This is a genomic window from Hahella sp. HN01, from assembly GCF_018986435.1.
Lineage (GTDB): Bacteria > Pseudomonadota > Gammaproteobacteria > Pseudomonadales > Oleiphilaceae > Hahella.
In genome coordinates, this window is sequence record NZ_JAHMIN010000043.1 from 1 (window position 1) to 22706 (window position 22706).

At 49.5% G+C, this 22706-nt stretch carries 28 protein-coding genes; all 28 read right to left on the minus strand.

Annotated features, from left to right (window positions below):
• On the minus strand, positions 1–441 hold a 441-nt coding region (locus tag KP814_RS27895; protein ID WP_216739836.1), incomplete at its 3' end, for a DUF6531 domain-containing protein.
• Between the two features lie 166 nt (positions 442–607).
• Positions 608–1198 carry a hypothetical protein gene (locus tag KP814_RS27900; protein ID WP_216739837.1) on the minus strand — a complete coding sequence of 197 codons (591 nt, stop codon included), beginning with the start codon at positions 1196–1198 and terminating at the stop codon, positions 608–610.
• A gap of 10 nt (positions 1199–1208) precedes the next feature.
• The gene (gene fliP / locus KP814_RS27905; RefSeq protein WP_253938688.1) at positions 1209–1961 is read right to left on the minus strand and encodes a flagellar type III secretion system pore protein FliP; all 753 of its coding nucleotides are present in this window, start codon (positions 1959–1961) and stop codon (positions 1209–1211) included.
• Positions 1948–2490 (minus strand): flagellar biosynthetic protein FliO, encoded by a 543-nt coding sequence (locus tag KP814_RS27910; protein WP_216739838.1) that lies wholly within the window; start codon positions 2488–2490, stop codon positions 1948–1950. The genes fliP and KP814_RS27910 overlap by 14 nt, the downstream gene beginning before the upstream one ends.
• Positions 2491–2492: 2 nt before the next feature.
• Positions 2493–2828 (minus strand): FliM/FliN family flagellar motor switch protein, encoded by a 336-nt coding sequence (locus tag KP814_RS27915; protein ID WP_216739839.1) that lies wholly within the window; start codon positions 2826–2828, stop codon positions 2493–2495.
• A gap of 5 nt (positions 2829–2833) precedes the next feature.
• Positions 2834–3592: a flagellar motor switch protein FliM gene (locus KP814_RS27920; protein ID WP_216739840.1), complete on the minus strand. Its 759-nt coding sequence runs from the start codon at positions 3590–3592 to the stop codon at positions 2834–2836.
• Positions 3592–5574, minus strand: a complete 1983-nt coding sequence (flgF, locus tag KP814_RS27925) for a flagellar basal-body rod protein FlgF (RefSeq protein WP_216739841.1) — start codon at positions 5572–5574, stop codon at positions 3592–3594. The genes KP814_RS27920 and flgF overlap by 1 nt, the downstream gene beginning before the upstream one ends.
• Before the next feature lie 12 nt (positions 5575–5586).
• Positions 5587–5997 carry a flagellar hook capping FlgD N-terminal domain-containing protein gene (locus tag KP814_RS27930; protein ID WP_216739842.1) on the minus strand — a complete coding sequence of 137 codons (411 nt, stop codon included), beginning with the start codon at positions 5995–5997 and terminating at the stop codon, positions 5587–5589.
• 5 nt (positions 5998–6002) lie between these two features.
• Positions 6003–6701, minus strand: coding sequence for a hypothetical protein (locus KP814_RS27935; protein ID WP_216739843.1), 699 nt, complete (start codon positions 6699–6701; stop codon positions 6003–6005).
• A complete protein-coding gene (locus KP814_RS27940; RefSeq protein ID WP_216739844.1) occupies positions 6691–7164 on the minus strand; it encodes a hypothetical protein in 474 nt (157 codons plus the stop codon). Before KP814_RS27940 ends, KP814_RS27935 begins: the two co-directional genes overlap by 11 nt.
• Positions 7165–7211: 47 nt before the next feature.
• Entirely contained in the window at positions 7212–8534 is a 1323-nt protein-coding gene (locus tag KP814_RS27945) for a FliI/YscN family ATPase (RefSeq protein WP_253938689.1), read from the minus strand.
• A gap of 20 nt (positions 8535–8554) precedes the next feature.
• Positions 8555–9349 (minus strand): FliH/SctL family protein, encoded by a 795-nt coding sequence (locus KP814_RS27950; protein WP_216739845.1) that lies wholly within the window; start codon positions 9347–9349, stop codon positions 8555–8557.
• The gene (locus KP814_RS27955) at positions 9342–9818 is read right to left on the minus strand and encodes a hypothetical protein (protein WP_216739846.1); all 477 of its coding nucleotides are present in this window, start codon (positions 9816–9818) and stop codon (positions 9342–9344) included. Before KP814_RS27955 ends, KP814_RS27950 begins: the two co-directional genes overlap by 8 nt.
• Positions 9815–11209 (minus strand): flagellar basal-body MS-ring/collar protein FliF, encoded by a 1395-nt coding sequence (gene fliF, locus KP814_RS27960; RefSeq protein WP_216739847.1) that lies wholly within the window; start codon positions 11207–11209, stop codon positions 9815–9817. Before fliF ends, KP814_RS27955 begins: the two co-directional genes overlap by 4 nt.
• Before the next feature lie 17 nt (positions 11210–11226).
• Positions 11227–11523: a flagellar hook-basal body complex protein FliE gene (gene fliE / locus KP814_RS27965; protein ID WP_216739848.1), complete on the minus strand. Its 297-nt coding sequence runs from the start codon at positions 11521–11523 to the stop codon at positions 11227–11229.
• A gap of 3 nt (positions 11524–11526) precedes the next feature.
• Complete coding sequence (flgC, locus tag KP814_RS27970; RefSeq protein WP_216739849.1) at positions 11527–11928, minus strand: flagellar basal body rod protein FlgC; 402 nt, start codon at positions 11926–11928, stop codon at positions 11527–11529.
• A 2-nt stretch (positions 11929–11930) separates the two neighbouring features.
• Complete coding sequence (locus tag KP814_RS27975; protein WP_253938690.1) at positions 11931–12275, minus strand: flagellar basal body protein; 345 nt, start codon at positions 12273–12275, stop codon at positions 11931–11933.
• Between the two features lie 72 nt (positions 12276–12347).
• Positions 12348–13472 (minus strand): flagellar basal body P-ring protein FlgI, encoded by a 1125-nt coding sequence (locus tag KP814_RS27980; RefSeq protein ID WP_216739851.1) that lies wholly within the window; start codon positions 13470–13472, stop codon positions 12348–12350.
• Complete coding sequence (locus KP814_RS27985) at positions 13469–14047, minus strand: flagellar basal body L-ring protein FlgH (RefSeq protein ID WP_216739852.1); 579 nt, start codon at positions 14045–14047, stop codon at positions 13469–13471. The genes KP814_RS27980 and KP814_RS27985 overlap by 4 nt, the downstream gene beginning before the upstream one ends.
• Before the next feature lie 2 nt (positions 14048–14049).
• Positions 14050–14910 (minus strand): flagellar basal body P-ring formation chaperone FlgA, encoded by an 861-nt coding sequence (gene flgA, locus KP814_RS27990; RefSeq protein ID WP_216739853.1) that lies wholly within the window; start codon positions 14908–14910, stop codon positions 14050–14052.
• Positions 14911–15066: 156 nt separating this feature from the next.
• Positions 15067–15831, minus strand: coding sequence for a flagellar basal-body rod protein FlgG (gene flgG, locus KP814_RS27995; RefSeq protein ID WP_216739854.1), 765 nt, complete (start codon positions 15829–15831; stop codon positions 15067–15069).
• Positions 15832–15843: 12 nt separating this feature from the next.
• A complete protein-coding gene (locus KP814_RS28000; RefSeq protein WP_216739855.1) occupies positions 15844–16551 on the minus strand; it encodes a flagellar hook basal-body protein in 708 nt (235 codons plus the stop codon).
• A gap of 1 nt (position 16552) precedes the next feature.
• On the minus strand, positions 16553–18646 hold the full coding sequence (locus tag KP814_RS28005; protein ID WP_216739856.1) for a flagellar biosynthesis protein FlhA: 2094 nt from the start codon (positions 18644–18646) through the stop codon (positions 16553–16555).
• A complete protein-coding gene (flhB, locus tag KP814_RS28010) occupies positions 18643–19755 on the minus strand; it encodes a flagellar biosynthesis protein FlhB (RefSeq protein ID WP_216739857.1) in 1113 nt (370 codons plus the stop codon). Before flhB ends, KP814_RS28005 begins: the two co-directional genes overlap by 4 nt.
• Before the next feature lie 7 nt (positions 19756–19762).
• Entirely contained in the window at positions 19763–20533 is a 771-nt protein-coding gene (locus KP814_RS28015; protein WP_216739858.1) for a flagellar biosynthetic protein FliR, read from the minus strand.
• A 3-nt stretch (positions 20534–20536) separates the two neighbouring features.
• Positions 20537–20803, minus strand: a complete 267-nt coding sequence (gene fliQ, locus KP814_RS28020) for a flagellar biosynthesis protein FliQ (protein WP_216739859.1) — start codon at positions 20801–20803, stop codon at positions 20537–20539.
• Positions 20804–20823: 20 nt separating this feature from the next.
• Positions 20824–21960, minus strand: a complete 1137-nt coding sequence (locus KP814_RS28025; protein ID WP_216739860.1) for a tetratricopeptide repeat protein — start codon at positions 21958–21960, stop codon at positions 20824–20826.
• Between the two features lie 16 nt (positions 21961–21976).
• The gene (locus tag KP814_RS28030) at positions 21977–22516 is read right to left on the minus strand and encodes a M48 family metallopeptidase (protein ID WP_216739861.1); all 540 of its coding nucleotides are present in this window, start codon (positions 22514–22516) and stop codon (positions 21977–21979) included.
• Positions 22517–22706: the final 190 nt, after the last annotated feature.

Consider the following 22706-nt stretch of genomic DNA (forward strand, 5'->3'; position numbering starts at 1 on the left):
GAACGCGTCAGCGCCGGTTCCGCCACGGAATTCCAAAGTGTCGTGAGCGCCTTCACCGACGCTGGAGACGTACAATCCCCGACTCTCGTCATAACGATAATCCGTGCGGCTGCCGTCGCCGGCGATCCGGGTGATCACGCTGCCGGCTTTGTTCAGGGTACCGCCGTTGAATTCCAGGCGCTGGTTGAAGCTGAAGTAGAAGTTGTCGCCGTTGTCGTCGGTGAAGCGGCCCTGGCTGTTATAAGTGCGGATCAGGCTGGCGTCGCGCCCCGCGCCTAACAGCAGCTCATCGCGGCGCTGCAGCACCAGGTTGCCCGTGGCCGCATTGACGTAGACCCGCTCGCCGCCCTGGCCCACGCCCGCTTGCGACAGTCCCGCGCCCGCGCCTGACAAGGCCGCGCCAAATAATCCCAGACCTTCCCCTGATACAACCGCAACCATTTGATGACTCCTAAATACTTCCGACTGACTTTTTTAACGCATAAAAAAGCCACTGACGGCAGACTTTGCGTCTGTCGTCAGCGGCCTAAACCCAAAATAAAAACCAACAGAGGCGCAGAGAACTGCGCCGAACTGCAATACTTATGTCCGAGCGTACAAAGCAACATTATTGTTTAGTTTTGTTCTTATACGCCGACAAAAATAAGTGATTGAGACTATCGTCCGCTGTCGCACTCTCATCTTTATGAGTAGGTTGCGGTGATTGTTCTCCATGATTTGCTTTTAGAAGCTCAAGCAGCCTCTTCATATCCTCATTGAGAGCAGGATTGGAGTTATTAGCCTCCAAGCCTTGCAGAATCGAAGCTTCGCCACTCTCAAGGTCGCCATCCAGACACTTAATGATACCGTTCTTAAATATCCGTAACGGGCTACTCTCTGGCAGCGCATCCAATTTTGACCAAGCTTCCCGAGCAGTTTCCGTATCTCCTACCGAAAACTTAATCAGCCCCGCCTGAAAGTGGGCGGTCCAAAGCTGCGGGTCCAGATCCACCGCTTTTTGCATTGTTTCATATGCCCGCTCGTACATACCTATTTCCGCGTACTCCGCCGCTAACAAGTAGGTATTTTTAGCATTACAGTCCAATGAAATAGACCGTTTGAAAAACAGAATGGCCTTTTCATGATCGCCTTTACCACTGGCCTGCAAGCCAAGATAAAAGAGCTCCTCTGAATCCAGATTATCCATTAAGTCACTCATATCAGACTCCTTAATTAAAACTTCCAACTAATGCCTGAGCCACCAGAGTCCATCCTTCAATAAGCACAAACATCAGAATTTTGACTGGTAGAGATATCGTCAATGGCGGCACCATTATCATCCCCATTGACATCAGCACACTGGCTGAAACCAGATCAATCAATAAAAACGGTAAAAAAATGACAAAGCCAATTTGAAAAGCCGTTTGCAGTTCACTCAGCATAAACGCCGTTATAAGCGACGTATTGGAAATATCATTCAATGTTTCCGGCGACTCTTCTCCCGCCATTTCAATAACAAGCGCAAGATCCTTTTCTCGGGTTTGTCTGACCATAAATTCCCGCATTGGCGCCAAACCTGCGTTCACGGCTTCCGTAAAAACGAGCTCTCCAGCCAAATAGGGCTGCACCGCCTGTTGATCAATTTTGTTAAACACAGGCGTCATCGTAAAAAGAGTCAGAAATAGAGCAAGCGCAATAATGACCGTGTTAGGCGGTGTTTGCTGCATGCCAAATGCGTAGCGCAGCATGGACAGGACAATAACGATGCGAGTAAACGACGTCAGGGCGATAAGCAGCGCAGGCGCCAGACTTAATATGGTCAGTACCGCCAGCACTTGTAGCGCGCTGGCGACTTCGTCAGGAGATGACTTATCCAGTCCGGATAAGTCAACGCCAAATGAAGCCGTAGACGCGTCCGCCCAGCTCAATGATGGGAATAGAAGTAATCCCAATAAAGGCAATAAATACCTAATCACTACCATGCTCACTTTTTTCTTCGCTCGTTGCAGCCAGGCTCAACGTCTGCATTGCAACGCTTTGTCCGTTATCAACAATCAGCACTTTTCGTCCTTCAACTTCCACCAAGTAGGCCTGAGTTTTAGCATTTAAACGTTTAGTTTCGATATACCGTATCTGCCCAGCCTGAACAGGGATCGCGCCTTTTTTTGCAAGAAAACGACGCACACCCCATAGCGCCAGGGCGAGTAAAACAAGAATAAAAAGCAGTAGCGTATAGACGCCGCTAAACTCATGGGCAGGTTGACCGCCCTTGTCTTTGAACGGCAACTCATTGAGAGGAACCGCTTCAATTCCTGCCTGATTGTCTTTTGCTACCCGAGACGGCTCCGTATTGGGAGTTGGCTTTTCGCCTGCTACTGCAGACTCTGTTTCCACCTGGGTTAAGGACGGCGCGACTTGCTGACTCTCAGCCTCTCCGCTTGTCGCCCCTATAGCCACTGGGGGTATCAACGCCGCCACAGAAAGATAACAGGCAGGAATCAACCGTCTCATTTTTAACGACTTGTCTCAGTGATTTGAATACCGAATACATCATCAACCGCCACCAGTTTTCCACGCGCGACGACTTTTCCATCCAGTAGCAGCTCGATCGGATCATTCAGTTGCTTATTCATTTTTACAACAGACTCATTCGTCAGCGCCGTCAGTTCAGCAACGGTCAGATTGGCGTCACCGAGATACACATCCAGCGTCACCTTCACGTTTTTTACCAAATCCAGCGGATCGCTTTTAAGCTTCGTACCTGTCTCACCTGATTTCATTGGCTCCAGTATTACCTCTTCCACAAGCGCGTCAGTATTAGTTTCTTTCACGTCTTTTTCTTGAGACATCGATATCAACCTTTAATATTCAATAGCTTAACTGACTTAACCCCTTCACTCTCACCCAGGCTGGCCCGAAAGCGCAAAGCGTCGTCCTGAGTAAACACTAACGCAGGTTCAGTCAGTTTATGATCCAATTTAATAACATCGCCCACCTGCAGACTTGTCACTTCTTGCACGGTCAGTTCCACCGGACTCAAACGGACAGACAGCTTTGCCGCCAAGGCCCCACAGGAACTCAACAACGGTTCTGGAGCGCTTTGGGGACGATTATTCCCACTCACCTCAGCAGAAAAGTGCTTTTCAATGACCTGTGGGGACCATAGCAGGACCACAGATGCGGCGGGCCAAGTCATCGTGACTTGAAGCCAGCCTGACGCGTACTCTCTGACATACTCTGACAGTTCAGTCTCCACTTGATCAGCCAGTCCCCATGACTCAGCCAGCTCACTCATTGCTTGCTTGATGAGCCTGGAAACCAACTGATGACTGACATCTTCGTCAGCCAACTTTTCTTTCAGTAGTAGAGAAGACCATTCACTATGGTCGGCTCGCAACACAAATACACCCGGCGCGCTCAATGCCTGCGCGCCCACTGATGCCGCCCGCTGAAGCAATTGACTGTCGATATCCTGACTCTGCGCCAGACTTATGCTGACAGCAGCGTCCTCTCCCACCCATTCTCCATACCAGGCTGCTGCGCATGCGGCCGCCTCCGCTTCAATACGCTTCAATAACGAGGCGCCCAAAAGGCTATAAGGCCTGACCGGCATTACCGTCCCCTTACGCTGTTGTATAAATTCTCTATCATCTCATTGGAAACGTTCATTACCTGAGAGCTGGCCTGATATCCCCGCTGGATAATGATAATTTCCGCAAACTCTCTGGAAAGCTCTACATTTGACAGTTCAATACTCTCGCCTTTTATTTTTCCAAATCCACCGGCATTAGCTGCGCCGATGGTAATACCCGCGTCTTCGCCTGCTCTAAATAGTGAGCCGCCTTCCGAAGTCAGGGCGTTAACATTCATGAAGTTGGCCATAGCCACCTGGGGCCCTGTTTTTTCTTGGCCATTGGAATATTTGAATGCGATGACGCCGTCTTCTTGAAACGAAAACTCCGTCACCCGACCTGCCTCAAAGCCATCAACATCAGAAACTTCAACTGAGTTGACGCCACTTAAAGACGTCAGTCCGCTTAGGGATAAGTCAAAATTGGCGGAGGCCTCTGTTCCCCTATCAACCAATGCGATTCTCGGCCCCTCAGCAGTATTGCCATTTGAATAGGCAAGGTGCGCTACGCCTTTTTCGTCGAAGGTCACCTTCTCTAACATGCCTTTTTCTTTGCCGTCAGCAGTGGGCGACACCCCGTCTGTCGCATCGACTTTTTGAGTCAGGCCTTTACTATCCGACTCATAAAACTTTAATTCCACACTAAGCGCCGTATCGTCACTGTCCGGTATCGATGCAGAAAAAGTTCTACTTTCCGCCGCCAAAATTCCGTTTGAGTCAAAATTGAGCGAATAAGGGCCGGACACCAATTCGCCCGCTGTATCTTTCAGCGTTACATTCCATACGTTCGCTGCTTGCTTAGTAAACTCCATGTTGATCTGCAGCTTTTCTCCATTGCTTTGCATTACTTCGAAGGAGATGGGGTCCTCACCTTCCGCCGGAAATTTCGCAAAATCAGCAAGTTCGGGATTCAAGTTGCCAAACGCCTGCACTTTAGCGGTAGGCTTTGCAGGGTTCTCTTTCAGATCTTTAAGGCTAAAGTCCGTAATGACTCCCTCGGAGTTAACTCCGGCTACTCTCTTACCACTACCTGCGACAACTAAATTCCCATCAACGTCAAAGGCAAATTCGCCGCTATTAATATAGTCCGACTCGCCCCCTTCATTGTTTCTGGCCATGAATAAAACTTCATCGTCCAGGTTGTAAGCCAACGCGGGAGCAGAAGTGAAGTCGCCATCTGTAAAGGCGTACTCACCATCCTGCTTGAAAACCTCCTTGGCTTTTTCCGCGCTCAATACGGAAAAAGGCAGATAGTCTATTGACAGGTTGGCGTCTTCAGCACGAATGGAGCCATCGGCGCTGAAAGTGACAATCGTCTCAGGCGCGACAAAATTACCTTGCTGGTCTTTCAGCTGCATCGCCCATTGCGAACCAAACTTCTTGACGAAGGCAACGCGAACGGTACGCTTAACGCCCTGACTATCAATCACATCAATAGTTAGCGGAGAATCTGAACTTGAGTTAACCGTTCCCCCTTCCGAAGTACCCGCGTCGATGTTTCCTTTTATTGTGGCCTTAGTCGTAGCGGACGCTTCGGTAAACATATTCGCTTTTATGTTCAGATCCGATAGCTTATTCCCCCCTCCTAAAGCAGCTACTCTGCGATTGGAGTTTTGGTCAACGAGATAACCATCGTTATCCAGACGAAACTGGCCTGCTCTGGTGTACAGGTTTTCACCGTCCCCGCGTAAAATAAAAAAGCCCGCCCCATCAATGGCGAGGTCAGTATTATTGCCGGTGGTAGTGAGGTCGCCGGCAGTGAATCGTACGCCGCTGCCATTTACCTTAACGCCGTCATAATGAGAGCCCTGACCGTCACTGTAGGGATTTAGCTCCTGAAAAAATACGTCACGCCCTTTGAAGCCTGGCGTGTTCAGGTTTGACACATTGTTGCTTGAGTTTTCCAACCCCTTCGAGAAGCCCAGCATCCCGCTCAAGCTGGAATATATTGAACTCATGCTCATAAACGCACCTCCCTATTCGCGCACCAGAGAAATTCTTGATGGACTGATTCCTACAATAGGCGTCCCATCTTCCTGGACCATTGTTATTTCAGGCTTTCCATTATTAAAGGTAATGGTTGAAACTTTGCCGACAGCAAATCCCTGCTCATCATTTACTTGCACCGTTTTTCCTATCAGGCCAACGGTTTGAGCCACAGACTGCACATCCAGCAAACCTTCGATGTTCTCATTCGTTCTGGTCGCGGTTTCCAACGAAGAAAACTGAGCCAGCTGCGCGATAAATTCTCTGTTATCGACTGGCTCCAATGGATCCTGAAAAGTCAGCTGCGTCAGGAATATTTGCAGGAAGTCTTCGATTCCCACCGTGTTCTGCTTTAACCCGCCAGCTTCGGCGCTCACTCGCGCTATAGAATCTATCGCCATACAACCTATTCCTGATTAAAAGTGTTTCTAGCCGTCACCGCTGACAAGCTGTCCTTGTCTTCATGAAGCGGTTTACCGTTAAACATAAAGCTGAGCTGATCTTCATCGCATCCAAGCGTCTCTACAATCACTTTGCTTAAGTCCAACAGCGCTTGTTTGTGCTGCTGTTTATAATCCCTTATCCATACCACCAGCTTGTCTCCGTTTTTAGTGATATGAATATTGGTGGCGGGATAAAGCTCTCCCAACAATTGAGAGACGTACTCCGTGGAGCGCGTCGTCACTAAACGATTACTCTTGCCAACGCTCTGCCGCTCATCCAGGCTCGACGTTTGCCTCATACCCACCAGCGTATCCGCACTCTTGGCATTGATCCCTTTAACGCCCTTGTCGACAGTTGGCGGCGCAATAGATACGTTATTGATAGGCGAAATACTGCTTGCTAAAGAGCTTTTTACAATCACCTCATTCGCGACGCCTGACTGGAGCAAGCCTAAAGTTGGCGGCGCAGACTCATTTGCCGTTGGGGCTATGTTTGCATCCACGTCCAATCCCGGCTTAGCAGGAGAGTCATCGCCAGGCGTCAGGTCAATGTCCGCTTCCAGTGTAGACAGCCATTTCGCTTTAATCCCTGGTCCAGTAGCTCCAGACTTGTCTTTCCAATCACCGATGAGTTTGTCGACGACTCCAGCATTAAGCTCCATATGACAGCTCCGTGAACCGCAGGTTTTTAGCGTTACTCAGCTCAGATAAATCTCGCTCAGTCTGACTTTCCAGTTCAGCCCATCTCGAACTGCGCTCGTCTAACATTTTCTGTTTAATGACCTCTTGAGCCGCTTCCAGTTGCGCCAGCTTTTCGAGCTGTATCCGCAATGCGGACTCCGCTTCGCTGATACTCCTTTCTAGCATCTGCAAATCCTGAGCTGCCGAATTTAACCAGCCGCCTATTTCACTCAGTCGGTGGAGATCCAACTGCGCCCCAGGTTGTTGCATCGCCCTGAACTCGGACTCTTGTATATCGATCTGTTCCAGCAATGTCGCCCTGGTGTCGCCAAGTTCAGTCAAAACACTATCAATTTTGATAAAGTCCCGGCGAACCTGAATAGTTTCCAGTTTGTTTTGGTTATTGACGATGCTGATTGCGCGCTCGCGCTTCGACATTTTCATAAACGCACTCGATTATTCCCTTAGCCTAACGGGAAAACTCCAATCAATTACTTTCCAGATAAAACTTGTTTTAGCGCGGCGACGATGTCCCTACTAACTCCACTTTCGCCTTCAGACTGAGAGATAAACTTGTTGAGAGACTTATGTACCCGAATAGCCAAATCGATGTCAGGATCTACGCCTTGTTTATATGCTCCCAACTCAATCAGTTCCTTGGATTCCTGATATAGACTTTCGAGCCGGATCAATTCTCTTACAGCCGCTTGCTGCTCTTTGCCTGTCACTCGCTGGAAAAGACGACTCATGCTTTCGCGAATATCGATAGCGGGAAATATCCCCTGATGAGCCAGGCTCCGCTTGAGCATAATATGACCATCCAAGATAGAACGAACCGTATCTGAGACAGGTTCATTGAAGTCATCGCCTTCAACCAAAACTGTATACAACGCAGAGATAGAGCCGCCACTCTTGAATATTCCCGCACGCTCCGTCAGCCTTGGCAGCAAAGAGAATGTCGAGGGCGTATATCCCCTTGAGGTTGGCGGCTCACCAATTGCGAGCCCTATTTCACGTTGCGCTGTCGCCAGTCTGGTAATGGAATCCATATACAGCATGACGTGCTTGCCTTGATCCCTGAAATATTCGGCGATAGCTGTAGCGACAAATGCAGCATGAACGCGCACCAGGGCGGGCTCGTCCGCTGTAGCCGCAACAACAACGCTTTTATTCAGACCATTCGGGCCCAGGTTGTCCTGGATAAACTCACTGACTTCTCTACCTCGCTCGCCAATCATAGCGATGACATTTACTTCCGCATCACATTGCTTGGCGATCATTCCCAATAAGGTGCTTTTACCAACGCCGCTACCTGCAAATATCCCCACTCTCTGCCCTTTGGCCATTGCGCAGAATGCATCAATAACCCTAACCCCCATCCTTAACGGCTCATCACAAGGCGCTCGCTCCATGGGATTAATCGGCTCTTTATATAGCGGGTAACTCTTTCCGGCGCCAGACAATAGTCCGCCATCAAGAGGCGCGCCAAAAGCATTCACCACTCTGCCTAACATACTGTCACTGACCGTTACGCTGGCCGGCAGTCCTGTCGCAACGACTTCACTGCCCACATGAATCCCTGTTACGCGCCCCAGGGGCATCAATAGAACCCTGCCATGACGAAATCCGACGACCTCTGCTGCAATTGAGGTCATTTGACCAGGTGAAAAAACCTCGCATACTTCACCCAGAAAAGCATCCGGGCCAGCGCACTCCAATACCGAGCCATAAAACTGCTCCACTCGCCCAATACGACGAACAGTCTCGCACCCTTTGATGGCGTCGATCATTCGAGAAATAGCGTTATCTTTCAAGAGGCCACCACAACAACACTCTAACTTTTCTCACTATCGGAGAACTCTTCCAGTTTTTGTCGCAAAATTCTCAATTGCGACTCTAGGCGACCATCCCAAGAGCCCGTGTTGGCTTCTACTCGACAGCCGCCTATGTTTATTCTTGAGTCAATTACAAGCTCTACCTTGCCGGAGCCGCTCGCCAGCTCTCCATCCGCTACTTGGCTTAACAGCGCATAATCTCGCTGACTCAAATATATTTTGAGGTGGCCTGCATCACGGATGGCTTCCAGTACGGCGTTCACAGAAGCCAAAACTGTCTCTCGTGAGACCAGCTTTTCTCCTAGTATTTTACAAACCACCGCAAAGCCAACATCAGTAGAAATGGATTCAAGCTGATTAAAGGCGGTATCCGCCTGCGTCTCAATATTCTTCAGTAAAACGCTGAACTGCTCCAAAGCCTCTTCAATTTCCTTCTGACTGTGCGTACGTCCTTCTTCGACGCCGGCTTCATATCCCTTCTTTTTCGCTTCATCATAGGTCTCTTGAGTCGCTTCTTTTAACTGGCTTTCAAAGTCAGCAAGCCGTCGCTCTAAACCTTCTTTTTCTCGTAACACTTCATCCAACTTACGCTGCATCGCAACGAGTTGCCTGGATGACTCGGACGCCAATGCTTCGTCTATGCTCTCCTCGTTCGGAGTAGAAACGCTGGCTTCAAAAGCTTGTTCCGTAAAAGCCGTCTTCTGAGGAGCTGAACCAGACGCCTTGGCGTTTTCCGCACGATAAGAAAGCCGGCGTGAGCCAGCGACAGACGAAGAGCGTAAAATTTTATCCACGGCTCGCCACCTCTGGAGCTAAGGGCGCATCAGCTGACAACTGGCGTATCAACTCTCTCCTTACCCGTTCGGACAGGTGGCCCGAAGAGGCTGATTTTTGCTGAAGGTGATGCTTGGTTTTCTTATCTAGAAAGCTATCCAAATGCGCTCTCTGCATTTCGTTCATCGCACAATAGACAAGAGTCTGCAGAGGTAGACTCAAGTTAAGGAAAGTCGAAACTTCCGCAGAGCTGATAGCTTCCTCTACGCCTGACAACTCCTGGCTTTCTTCCTGTTCCGACAACGCAGCGTATACATCGTCAAATTCCAGTTTGCGTCGGGCGCGCTTCATCAGCTTAAGATGCTCAATCGCCGCTTGCGCTTTTTTCCTCTGCTCAGGTCCGAGTTGCGCCAATATCCAGTTCCTGTCGGAACTGGCTAACCCCATAAGACGCAAAGCAATTAACTTTTCGGGGGAAGCTCCGTTCATACACGATCTACCGAATTAAGCCAGGCTTTTATTTCCGCCAAAGTCTCTTCTCTCTCTGCCGCGCTGAGCTTAGGCTTACGGCGTCCAGAAAACGCCATCAACAGAATAAGCAGAAGCAGGGCAACAGCAACCAACGCCACCACAGTTAGCTGCAGGTATTTCAAATTTTCCCATGGCGCCTGCTCTAAATTTGGCTTAGTAGTAGCCACCGCCATTGAAGCCTTTTCAGGTGACTCAGGTTGAAGAACCGGCTCCAGACCGCCAACGCCCATTGCTGCGACATTGATTAGGTCGCCCCGTTCAAAATCCAGCCCTATCGCTGATGCAATCAAGGATTTAACGGCTTCAGTTTGTTCAGCAGAGGCGTTAGCGGGAATAACAACACTGACGGTGATTCGCTCTACGTCGCCACCTGCATCGGATAACGTTTCCACCTGCTTGCCATACGCAAACTCTTCTTCTTTCACATCAGAGCTGACAACCGAGGAGGACTTCTTTCTGCCCTCTTGCTCTGGAACGTCGTACTGGCGATTAACACTGGATTTAATCACCGCCCCTTTGTCTGTCCCACCAAATGGAACCAGGGTTTCACGAACTCTTTCCACACGTTTGTGATTCAACGCAACGTCAACTCGAACCGCCGTCGCGCCTTCATCAAAAATCTGGTTAAGAATCGCTCCGACCTTGTGTTGCAGAAACGCTTCCATCGCACTTTTGCCTTTCAGTTGGGCGGACACGGCTACCTGGTCACCCGTTTCCATCTGGGTCAGCGCCACGCCCTTGTGGTTCAGCAATGTCACTGTCTCAGGCTTCAACCCTTCTACAGACGCAGCGACCAGATTCTGAATGCCATTAATCTGATCCACTGAAAGATATTTGCCTTCTTCCATCACTATCGTCACAGAAGCTTTTGGCTGCTTAGTATCCTTTTTGAATAAAGAAGACTCTGGCAATACTAAGTGAACACGAGCGAACTTGATCTCATCAAATGACATGATGGTTCTGGCCAGTTCACCTTGCAGGGCGCGTTGATAATTTATTTTCTGAGCGAACTCCGTCATACCGTAATCCGCTTCATCAAATAGCTCAAAGCCAACCCCGCCATTTAAGGCATAACCTGAAGACGCCAATTTAAGCTTGGCGTTATACAAATCATCTTGAGACACCAATACCTGAGAGCCCTGGGCGCCGAGTTGATAGGGGATTTTCAGCTCATCCAGTTTCTCGGTCAGTTTGGCCGCCTGCTCCGTGTCCAAATCCTTATATAGAACTTGATAATTATGTGAGGTCAACATCATGTATAAGGCCACTCCAGCGCCGACCACAATTAATGTAGCCAATACAAACGCCACTCGTCTGCCGCTGGACCATTCTGACCAAAAACCCGCCATCTGTTACTACCTTTAAATTAAATAGACATTCTCATCACTTCTTGATAGCTCTCAAGAAGGCGATTTCTCACTTCAACCATCAGGCTCATGGATAGCTGCGCTTTATCTAAAGCTATCATTACCTGATGCAGATTTTCGGCATCTCCAGTAGCCAAAGATCTTGCAGCGCTGTCAGCGGCGGCTATCTGTTGGTTAACCTGCTGGACTTCACCGCCAAGCCAGTCAGCAAAAGAAACACCGCTCGTCTTGGCGGATTTTTGAAGAAGCGAGCTTTCCCCAATTGCGCCGACACCCAATATTGCTTCAACTGTCATTCTTTAACTTCCTATTTCCAGTGCTTTCAACGCCATCGTTTTCGCTGCGCTCATGACGCTGATATTGGCTTCATATGCACGGGTAGCCAGCATCATTGAGGTCATTTCATCGACTGGATTAATCGCGGGCATTTCCACATACCCCTCGGCATTCGCATGAGGGTGCGCAGGGTCGTATTTCAAGCGAGGCTCAACGTCTCTTTCCACCAACTGCATATCTCCGACCCCTCGCAGAGCGCCGCCAGTCTGCTCAGCCGTCGCGACGGCCATAAGAGGCTTAAAGGAAGCGCCGGCCTTCGACGTAGTGGAATACACATTGGCCAGGTTCGTCGCAACCGCTTGCAGCCGGAGCTTTTGGAAATCAAGTCCAGAGCCGCTAATGTCAAAAACTTGCAAGTAATCCATGATTAACGTCCCCCATTAATAGCCAGTTTCATAATTCCGCCTAACTTCGATTTAGCGGTTAGCAGCGCCTGGTAATTGATGACATTTTTATTCAGCGCCAGGATTTGCTCATCCAGCTCAACTTTCGCCGCCGTTTCTTCCAGAGAGACGAACTGGTTGAAATTCACGTTGTTAATGCGGTCAACCTTGTCCGCATCATTCAAGCTGCTGTTGGCGACTGCGTCGATATGTTGCAGAGCGGCCTTAAAGTTAAGAGACATGGCTCTATAGCCTTCTGTCGACGCATTAGCCACGTTTTGGGCGATTAAACGCTGCTGTAGCTGCGCCGCATCTAACGATTTATTCAAGAGTGTCGATGTAACTGAAGTTAAAAATTCCATATATGACTACGCTTTCGAGTTCTTCGCAGCTGCGCCGCTTTATTGAATGACTAGCTGCGCATGGAGTGCGCCTGCCGTTTTTATCAGTTGCAGTATCGTAATGACGTCTCGAGTACTGGTCTTTATCTGCCGCAACGCCGTCACCAGATCTGCAATCGAGGCCCCGGAAGATAAGCGAACAGGCTCTGCAACGGACTCTTCAACGTCAATTGATGTATCCGGAGTGACTACTGTCGAAACCCCTCTACCAGTTTCTCTTACAAATATTGGCTGAGACACTTGGTAATCCGTGGAAATCACCACTTTGATATTGCCGTGGGAAATAGTGACGTTGTCGATGGTGACATCGCCGCCCGCCACTACAGTCCCTGTACGTTCGTTGACCACCACCGTGGCGACTCGGTCAGGCTCAATGACCGCATTCTCAATCCGGGTCAAGTAGTCAACGAGATCATATTCGCCAACCGGGGCCAAAACCGAGACCTTACCAGCGTGAACGGCCCTCGCTTTTCCAGAACCTAAAGTCTTATTAATGGCGTTCTTGATACGGCTGGCAGTTGTAAAATCCGGTTGATTCAATATGACATTGATATACCCATCCTCCCCGACCAAGTCGGTCGAGAGTCCTCTCTCAACCGAAGCGCCAGAAGGAATAACGCCAACGGTAGGGTGGTTCTTCTGTACTACATTGCCATTCAGATCATAACTAAAGCCACCTACAGAAACCTGACCTTGCGCAACCGCATAAATCTTACCATTCACCGCTTTTAGCGGAGCCAGCAACAGTGTTCCACCAACCAGACTTCTGGCGTCCCCCATGGACGAAACATTCACGTCGATCATATCGCCACTGTTTGCAAACGGCGGTAACTTGGCCGTCAATGTCACCGCCGCCACGTTGCGGCTGGCGATTTCGTCAGAATCCAGACTAATGCCAAATTGTTGAAGGGTATTTGCGATACTTTGCAAGGTCGCCTTACTTCTGTGAGTATCMCCCGTGCCCGCCAGTCCGACGACCAGTCCATAACCAAACAATGAGTTTTCTCTCACGCCTTCGATTCGAGCCAACTCTTTCAGGCGCACAGATGAGGCGCTGGCAGTTTGGGCTACGACAAAACATATCAACGCCAGCGACCAATAAAGTCGTCTAATAACGCGACTCATATCAAGCCCACCTTGGTAAGGAACCAGTGAATAAAGCCTCTATCATCGGAATCTCCCAAGATGCCTTTTCCGTTGTATTCGATTTGCGCGTCGGAAATTCTGGTTGAGAGAATCGTGTTTTGCGCTGTGATGTCCTCTTCCCTTACCCAACCAGTTAACTTAATCGTCTGTTTTTCGCCGTTAACCGTAATTTTCTGCTCGCCAGAGATCAGCAGTCTGCCCACATCGTCCTTATCGATAACATCAACACTGACGCGGGCTCGCAACTCACCTTCACGTTGCGTGCTGGCGCCGCTGTTTCTACCTAGTCCAAGTTCAAGGCTGCCCACTTCCGTACGATTGGTTTGCCCAAATGAACCGGAAGCCTCTAGTGACTGATTAACCTTCGAGTCGCTGCTCGCACCGGCTTTAGATACTTCTACAATCAGAACCGTCAGGTTATCGCCTACCCGATATGCCTTCTTATCTGACGTCAAAGGCCGAAAGCTGGCCTCATCAAACAGGCTCTCGGCAAGTACCAGGTTAGGCAGCGCCAGCACGCTTAACAAACAAAATGCTCGTATTAACCACTTCACAATTAACTTCCTATCCACACTCGACCAGCTGACAAAACCACGCCCAACATGGTTTCTCCACTGCTAACCGACTTTAATTTGACTCGATCGCCCACGTAAGCGTCATGCATGGCCTCAGCTCGACTGCGCAGATAAACCGTGCCAACACGCACTTCAACAGAAACAACGTCGCCGTTCTTAACTTCCGGAACCGCCCTTAGCATATCCTTGGTAATCGGCTGGCCCGCCCCGACCCGTTTTGAGAACTCTTTACCTTCAAAGTCCTTTTTCAATGCAGGCTCAATTCCCGCCGCAGCGACATCAATCAGCTCTCTCTTCAAAGGATGAGAGCCCACAGACATCCCCCTATCCGCGTCTACTGAGGGCGTCCAAACTTCCCCCATAGCTGATACTTCAAACCACACTGGCGCACTATTAAGCACTGCGCCAGAAGCGTCGACGATATCCATCCAAACACATATGCGGCGAGACAAAACACCCATTTCCAGAGGGCGAACCTGTATTCCCGCCATCTGTTTAGAAACCAGAATGTTTCTTTTCCTGGCGCTTACCGGCGTTACCTCAACCTCTTGAAAGCCGGCTTCGACAAGCCAACGCTTTAAATAAGCGCCAGCCTTTTCTTCTAGAGCATCCGGGTCAATCTTTGCAGCTGCAACCTTAAGCTGGATATGATCCGGCCCTTCCAATCTCCATGAAGGCATGCTTGCATTTGAACTCCAACGCGCAAGTTGCTTTTCTATTTCCACCTTGGAAATAGACTCCGCACTAAGCTGACGTGGTGAAAGTTCAATAGTCGGCAACTTATTTTCATCCTGAGCCGGGTCCAATCGAACCGCCCCGAGACGACTTAACTCGACTTGCATGACCTGCTTTCTCGCCCCTGGTTCGTTTACACCTATCAAGGTTGCATATGGGCTTAGCATCAGGCGATTTTCAGCCACACACGGCAGGCTGCATATTCCTATCGCCAGGCACCCAAATAAGCGTATCAGTACTGACATCAGAAGCCGCGCAAGAGATTAACCACGAAGGTCGTTTGTAATCTGCATGATTTCATCCGCCGCTCTGATGACATGAGAGTTAGCTTGATAGCCTCGCTGAGCGGTCACCAGCTCCACCAACTCTTTCACCAGATCAACGTTCGAACTCTCCAGAAACCCTTGTTGAATCATTCCCAGCCCATTGGAGCCTGCTTGCGAATAGAGAGGCGCTCCAGCGTCATCCGCCGGAATGTAAAGCCCTTGCCCGGCTGATTCCAAAGCCTGATCATTGATGAACTTGGCCAGCTGTATTTCGCCGACTTCAAGAACATCTTCGCCAATCTGTACCTTCACCACGCCGTCAGTGGAAATCTGCATTTTTGCGGCATCAGGCGGAATCTGAATCTGATCTGAAAGACGCAGTCCTGTAAGTGTGGACAGGTAGCCGTCCTCATCGATCTTGAGCGCGCCGTTTCGGGTATAGCCGTACTCGCCGTTTTCCAGCATGACCTCAAAGAAACCGTCTCCGCGTATCGCCAGATCCAGTTGATTTTCAGTAGCTTTCAGGTCTCCAGAATCAAATTGCATGGTGACTTCAGCGACCTTTGTTCCCATTCCGACGGAGTTAACCCCTTTTCTTCCCGCCGCTGACGTTGCGGGTTGACGGCTGATCAAGTCGCCAAACGCCACCCGACTTTTCTTGTATGCGACGGTGTTAAGGTTCGCCATATTATTTGAGATGGTTTCAATCTGCTTCTGACCGGCTTGTAGACCAGTTTCAGCTACATACAACGCATCAATCATGAACCGTATCTCCTAAAATTTTCCTAAGGTGCTAATGGCGCTATCTATAGAGCCGTCATAGGCTTTCAGCACGTTATGCGACAATTGATAATGACGTGTGAGTTCAACCAGCCTTACGATCTCTTCCATTGTATTGACGTTGGACATTTCCAAATAAGACTGCATAACCTGGGTATCTGACGCCTCAGTTGAAGCCTGCATAGACGGATTTTCGAAAAGCCCTTCGCCGGCGTAGCTCAGCTGTTCGGAATTCTGAAATACGGCTATCGCCAGCTTGTCCAATACAACACCGTCCTGAACAATTGAGCCGTCTGGCTGCACTTCAAAATCAGCATCACTCAGCGCAACAGGTCCACTACGCCCTAATACTCGCTCCCCGGTGACCAGCCCCAGATAGCCGTCTGGATTCAGGCGCAGTTGACCTTTACGAGTGAAGAACGTTTTATCGCCGGAAGAAGCCATAAGAAAACCCTCTCCATCCAAAGCGATGTCCATGGCGTTCCCAGTCATCTTGAAAGCGCCCTGTGTAAAGTCTTTCTGCAGCGTCAAATCTGGCTCTAGTTTCGCTTCATTCATAAATGCAGTTTGAAACTTATCCACGATCAATTGGTCACGCTTATATGCTGGAGCGCCTTGATTAGATAAGTTCTGACTAATAGTCCGTAAACGTTCCAAATCAGCATTCAAGGTAAGCTGAATTGCACTTACTACGTCAGCCATATTAACTTTCCTTCCTTTCTTTATTCGTCGCGCGGTTAATCAAGCCACGATCGACTTCCACAATAGAAAAAGATTTGATGTTCATACCGACAGGAACCTCGGTTAACGCCAACACAGTAAGATGAGGCAATAGTCGACCTGACAGTTTTCTTATATGCCGGCGAATACCAGGTGAGGTAATCAGCACAGGCTTCAAGCCGGCTGACATCATTTTCTCAACCTGACGAGCCATGCTGCTTAACACCTGCTCCGTCAACTTCGGATCGATATATAAAGACGCACCTTGTTCCGTCACTCTGATGCCGGACTGCATCAGCTGCTCAACTCCCGGATCCAAACTCATAACATGAAGGTAACGGTCCTGCGCAACCAAATCCTGGCAGATTTCGGCGCCGAGTTTTTGCCGCACTTGGTCCGCTAACTGCTCATGGTCCTTACTCACTTTGCCTGCATCGACCAACGCCTCCGCGATAAGCTCAATGTTCCTGATAGACACTTTTTCCTGTAGCAGTTGCTGCAGCACTTTTTGAATATCAGAGAGCGTCAATGTATTGGGAACCAGCTCTTCATACAGAGAGGACTGCGCAGTACGTACCCTTCCCATCAGTTTTTCTGTTTCTGATCGAGTCAAAAGGGCCGGCGCTTGAGACCTGACCGTTTCATTTACATGAGTCAGCATCACGGTTAGCGGGTCAACCAAGGTACAGTTAAACTGCCGCGCTTTTTCTTTTAAATTCTCCTCAATCCAGACCGCAGGCAGCCCATAGGTAGGGTCTTTCACCGACACCCCGGGCAATTTATCCGTCAGGTCCTGCGCACTGATCGCTAATATTCGATCGGAGTACAACTCGCCTTCAGCAACTTGAGCGCCATGTACGCAGACTTTATATTCGCGTTCATTATTGCGATCTGTCTGATATATCTTCACATTCGGTAAAACGAATCCCAGCTCGAGCGCCAGCTGCTTGCGGAGCCTCTTGATCTCTTCCATCAAAGCGCCTTCACTCGCCCCTAGATATCCAGCGATAGCGGGCCCAAGAGAAATTTCCAAAGGTTCTACTTTCAGCTCTTGATAGATGTCCTTTTCTGCATCTTCCTGATCTTCGACGTTATCCTCAGCTTCCTGGTACTTGTTCTGTTTGAAGGCGTACACCACCAACGCAGCCATCAGTGAAGCGACAATAAAAATCGGGAGCGCCGGGATTCCTGGCAGAAGCAATAATGAAAGCAACCCAAGAGTAACGATGACAAGGCTCTTTGGATAACGAGTGACCTGCCTGGATATTTCATCGCCCAGGAATGCGTCTGTCGCTGCGCGGGTGATGATAATGCCTGTTGCAGTGGAAATAACCAGTGCGGGGATCTGAGTGACAATGCCGTCGCCAACTGTCAGCAAAGTATAGTTGTGAAGCGCTTCACCCCAGCTAAGGCCTCGCTGCGCAATCCCAACGGTTAACCCGCCAATTATGTCGATCAGGATTATTAAAATACCCGCAATAGCGTCGCCTTTCACAAACTTACTGGCGCCGTCCATTGCCCCATAAAAGCTGGCTTCACGCTCAATATTCTGACGCCTCTCACGAGCTTCTTTTTCATCAATGAGCCCCATGTTCATGTCGGCGTCGATACTCATTTGTTTACCCGGCATGCTATCCAGGGTAAATCGAGCGGCTACTTCAGCCACCCTTTGGGCGCCATTGGTGACCACCACATACTGAACGACAATCAATATGAGAAAAACGACAAGTCCTATAACGTAGTTACCGCCCACAACATAAGTGCCGATGGCGTTAATCACATCGCCAGCATCGCCATCGGACAAAATAAGTCGTGTTGCGGCGATATTTAGAGACAGCCGAAAAAGCGTTGCGATAAGCAACAAGGAAGGAAAGGTTGAGAATCCCAGTGGTTTATCAACAAAGAAAGTTAATAAAAGGATCAACAAACCAAAACTGAAATTGATAATGAGCAGCACATCCAATAGCTGCGAGGGAATAGGTGTAAAAAGCACCAGCAGTATGCCCACCATTCCCAATACAAGCGCAAGCTCGCTGCGTGTTCCCAGCAATGAAGCCATCGACGGTCTATTCATCATGTAGCGGCCCCTTTCACGCTAAACTGATCTCTCCCCTGCCGTTCTCTTTTGATTTGATAAGCGCGGCGTAAAGCCCTTGCCACCCCCACAAACGCATCCTCTGGAATCATCGAGCCAATCTCAGTTTTCTTGAACAAATAACGGGCCAGCGGCGGATCTTGAATAATGGGCACCTGATGCTGACGCGCCAGGTCCCTTAAGTGTTTCGCCATGGCGTCCACGCCTTTCCCCGTCACTGTCGGCGCAGCCATTCTTTTTGCGTCATACTTTACAACCACTGCGTAGTGTTCCGGGTTAGTGATAATCAGGTCCGCCTCAGGAACACTGGCTGCGGAGCCAGCGCGCTTACGCAGCTCCCTTTCCAACTCTTTCCTTTTCGCCCTGATGTGAGGATCGCCTTCGCGCCTCTTTATTTCATCTTTGACTTCTTTCTTAGTCATACGCATGTTGCGCATGAACTCCCAACGGGTGAACAACATATCAATGACTGCAATCAGCAATAGCGCCGCCGTCAGTTTGAAAATAATGCCCGCAGCATATCCGATGAATGACGGCAACGCCGTCGCCGCCGACTTGGCGGTTAGCCCAAAAAATTCCGGCATCAGGTCAGCCAAAGTCCAGTACAACACACTCCCCAACAACGCCAGTTTGATCAGGTTTTTCCCCAGCTCAAACAATATCTTGACTGAGAACAAACGCTTAAAGCCTGCGATTGGATTGATACGCTTAATGTCAGGTTTGATTGGATGGAAAGAAAATACAGGACCTGTTTGAGCCATTGAGCACAACACGCCGATAACCATCATTACAACCAGCAACGGACTCAATATCCAGCCTATCTCCGAGATAATCCAGACGCCCCAGGTTCTGACCGTCATAATGTCAAAGTCAACAGACGCCGCATCTGCAAACAGCTTTTGACACAAGCTGAAGAAACGCGTGGCGAGATCCTGCGATACTGACCACAATAGCAGCGCACCGGCGGCGAGAGCGAAGACATGATTGACTTCCTGACTCTTTGCCACATTCCCTTTCTTCTTCGCCTCTTGGAGTTTAAAGGGCGAAGGGGGTTCGGTCTTTTCAGACTTATCCGGTTGCGACTCTGCCATAATTACTTCAGACGACTGTCAGCATTCCGCTCCAGTAGCGGAATATAGAAATAAACACTTCTCCAATTAATGGAGTCAGGTATTTGAGTGAAAGCGCCGTCACTCCGATCCCTAACGCCACTTTTAATGGCAGAAAGAGAAAGTAGACATTCATTTGCGGCATCGTCCTCGCCATGACCGCTACGCCTACATCCAATAAAAACAACACCGCCAGGACCGGCGCCGCAAGCACCATTGCGAATGAGAACATCAGTCCCACCTGCTTCATAGCGCCATTAAAATCCATTCTTGCTAAACCAGAGCCCGGAGGCACTTGGGCGACACTATACGCAAGCCCTTTAATCACCATGTGATGCGCATCCATGCTAAAAAAAACGAAGGTGGCGAAAAACAGCAGTATTGTTCCCATCAACGGCTCCGCCGAGTTTGTTGCGGGATTCATTATATTCGCCGCGCCGAAGCCTGACTGAAAGTCAATCAGCCTGCCAGCTATCTGAAAGACGGTAAAGGCCGCATGAAGACCTAAAGCCATCGCCAACCCTAGTACCAACTCATTCGCACAGGCTAACGCCATCTCGACTATTGAAGATGGCATTTGCGCCCCCGCAGTCGGCGAGAAACGCACCATCAACAAAGCCAGGGCACAAACCAGGAAAAACCTGATACGCCCAGGTAAACGTCCAAACATATCAAAAGGAGAAGCCATCACCACTAACGCCAGACGTATGGACAGGAGCCACCAGGCCCATGCCCAAGAGAGATCAATGGTGAAGTGCATCGTCTAAAAGTATGCCGGTATATTCCCGATTACGTTTTTTGCGTAAAGGGTCAGTGTCGCCAGCATCCATGACCCCATAACAAATATGATCGCCACGACAGCACCAATTTTTGGTACAAACGTTAACGTCATTTCCTGTATCTGGGTGACTACCTGCAATATGCTGATAATCAACCCTACGATCAGACTGACTATTAAAATAGGCGCAGCGACCAAAACTGCCGTCCATAACATGTCTTCGGTAAGCATCATCGCCAGATCGGCATTCATAGATTTATCTCCATCTAATCTCAATGACGGATAAACTGAGGAAGAATATCGATCAGCTTACGCCCTTTATCATCAATAGGAGCATTCATAAGGCGATGCATAATCTGTTGCGCCTGCTCTGGATTATTTTCGCCTTGGTCACATAAAGCGCGGGCAAAGTGTCCGGAGAAGGAGTCTTTATCCAGTCGAGTCGCCTTGCGCGCCAGTAAGCGAGCTTCCGCATAATCCTGTGTTAGCGCTTTAATAACCGCCAGGGCGCCGTAGGTTTCGCCAAAACGGTCATCGATTTCGCTGGCGCGGCCTAAACTTTCTTCCGCTTCCTGCATCCGCCCCTGTAAAATCTGGCACCAAGCCAGTACGTTCCAAGAGCCAATGTGACCAGGCATATTTTCAAGCCCTTTTTTTAACGCGCCCTCAGCGGCGGCCAAATCACCCTGCTGCATTTCCAGGAGACCTTTGCCAACCCATCCGCGCCCACTTTTCGGCTTGGCCTGAATCATTGCGTCAAAGCTTTGCGCTGCTGTACTTAGATCCAACACGTTGAGGGAGCAATAAGCCTTAACGCCCAATGCTTCCGCATTGTCTGGGTCCTGGGCCAACACTTCCTCTGCCATGCCTATCGCTTTATCAAAGTCTTCGTTGTCTTGCAGACACATTGCTAAAACAGCTTTGGCTTCTAAGAAGTCCGGCTGGAGAGACAGCGCTAAATTTACAAAGCGCTCCACCTCTGGCAGGTCGCCCATGGCGTAATAGGCGCGCGCGAGGACTAATGCGTAACCGGAATTCTTTGCAGGCTCTTCAATATGCTCGCTCAGTTCAACGACCGCCTTATCCGGCGCTGATTGCAGGAGGTAACAGTAACCTAGATTGTAGCTGATGCTCGGGTGAGACAGCCCTGCTGTTTTAAGCTGGGAGAAGCCCGCTACCGCTTCTTCAACTCGTCCCAATGTGATCATGACCATCGAGCGTTCATAAATCGCCTGGGGGTGGTCCGCCGCAATTTTTAATGCGCGGTCAAAGAGAGAAACAGCGTCTTCAGGCTGGCCGCTTTCATGCAACGCGCGCCCCAAGTCCAATAACAGATTCAGGTTGTTTTCATCTTGTTCGAGAAAACGCTTGAGGCGCGCGATTTTTTCCGCCAAGTCGGAGACTGACATGTGTCCGTCCGTAGTATCAGTTGTATAGATGGTCCGCTTCTTTCAAATCACTAATGGACTCAGCCTGGGAGCGTCGCCCGTCAAGGTCCTGAAGAAGGGTTTTAGCCCGATTAAAATAAAGGTTATCGACGGGGGCGGACTTTAGCAGAATATCGATCAGACGCCGAGCTTCATTTTCATTCCCCAACTCAACATTCGCCAATGACGCGTAAAACAATGAAGGCGGATGGGTGGGTTCGTCCTCAAGCACTTCGGCCCAAACCTGCAGGGCGCGGTCCTTAATGCCTTGTTCAAATTGCACCATGCCGTACTGAAAACGCTCTAGAACCGCTTTGGTTTCTCTGGCGAGAAAGCTCTCATAGTGGAAGGATGCACGCTCTAACAAATCCAGCTGAGCGTAAATTTTAGCTAATAAAGATTCTACTTCGGGGGGGAATTCGGGGAGCTGATATGCTCTCTTCAGTTTGGCCAATGCTTCGTCAATCCGCTTTGCGTCAACATCCAACCTGGCCAAGGCAAGCAACTCATCGCCTTCAAAGAGACTTAGGTCCATCATTCTTACACCTGAAAATGACTACTAACAACAATCCGGAGCGGCCCGTAGCCCAAAGTTTTTGATACTTCATCCCTAAGGAACACACCTCCGATGGAGGCGGCAATTCTAACAACCTGTTACTTCTTGATCAATTTAAAAAAGGTGAAATATTGTGGATTGAGCGTCCAAAATTGAAGTTGAATAACCCTCT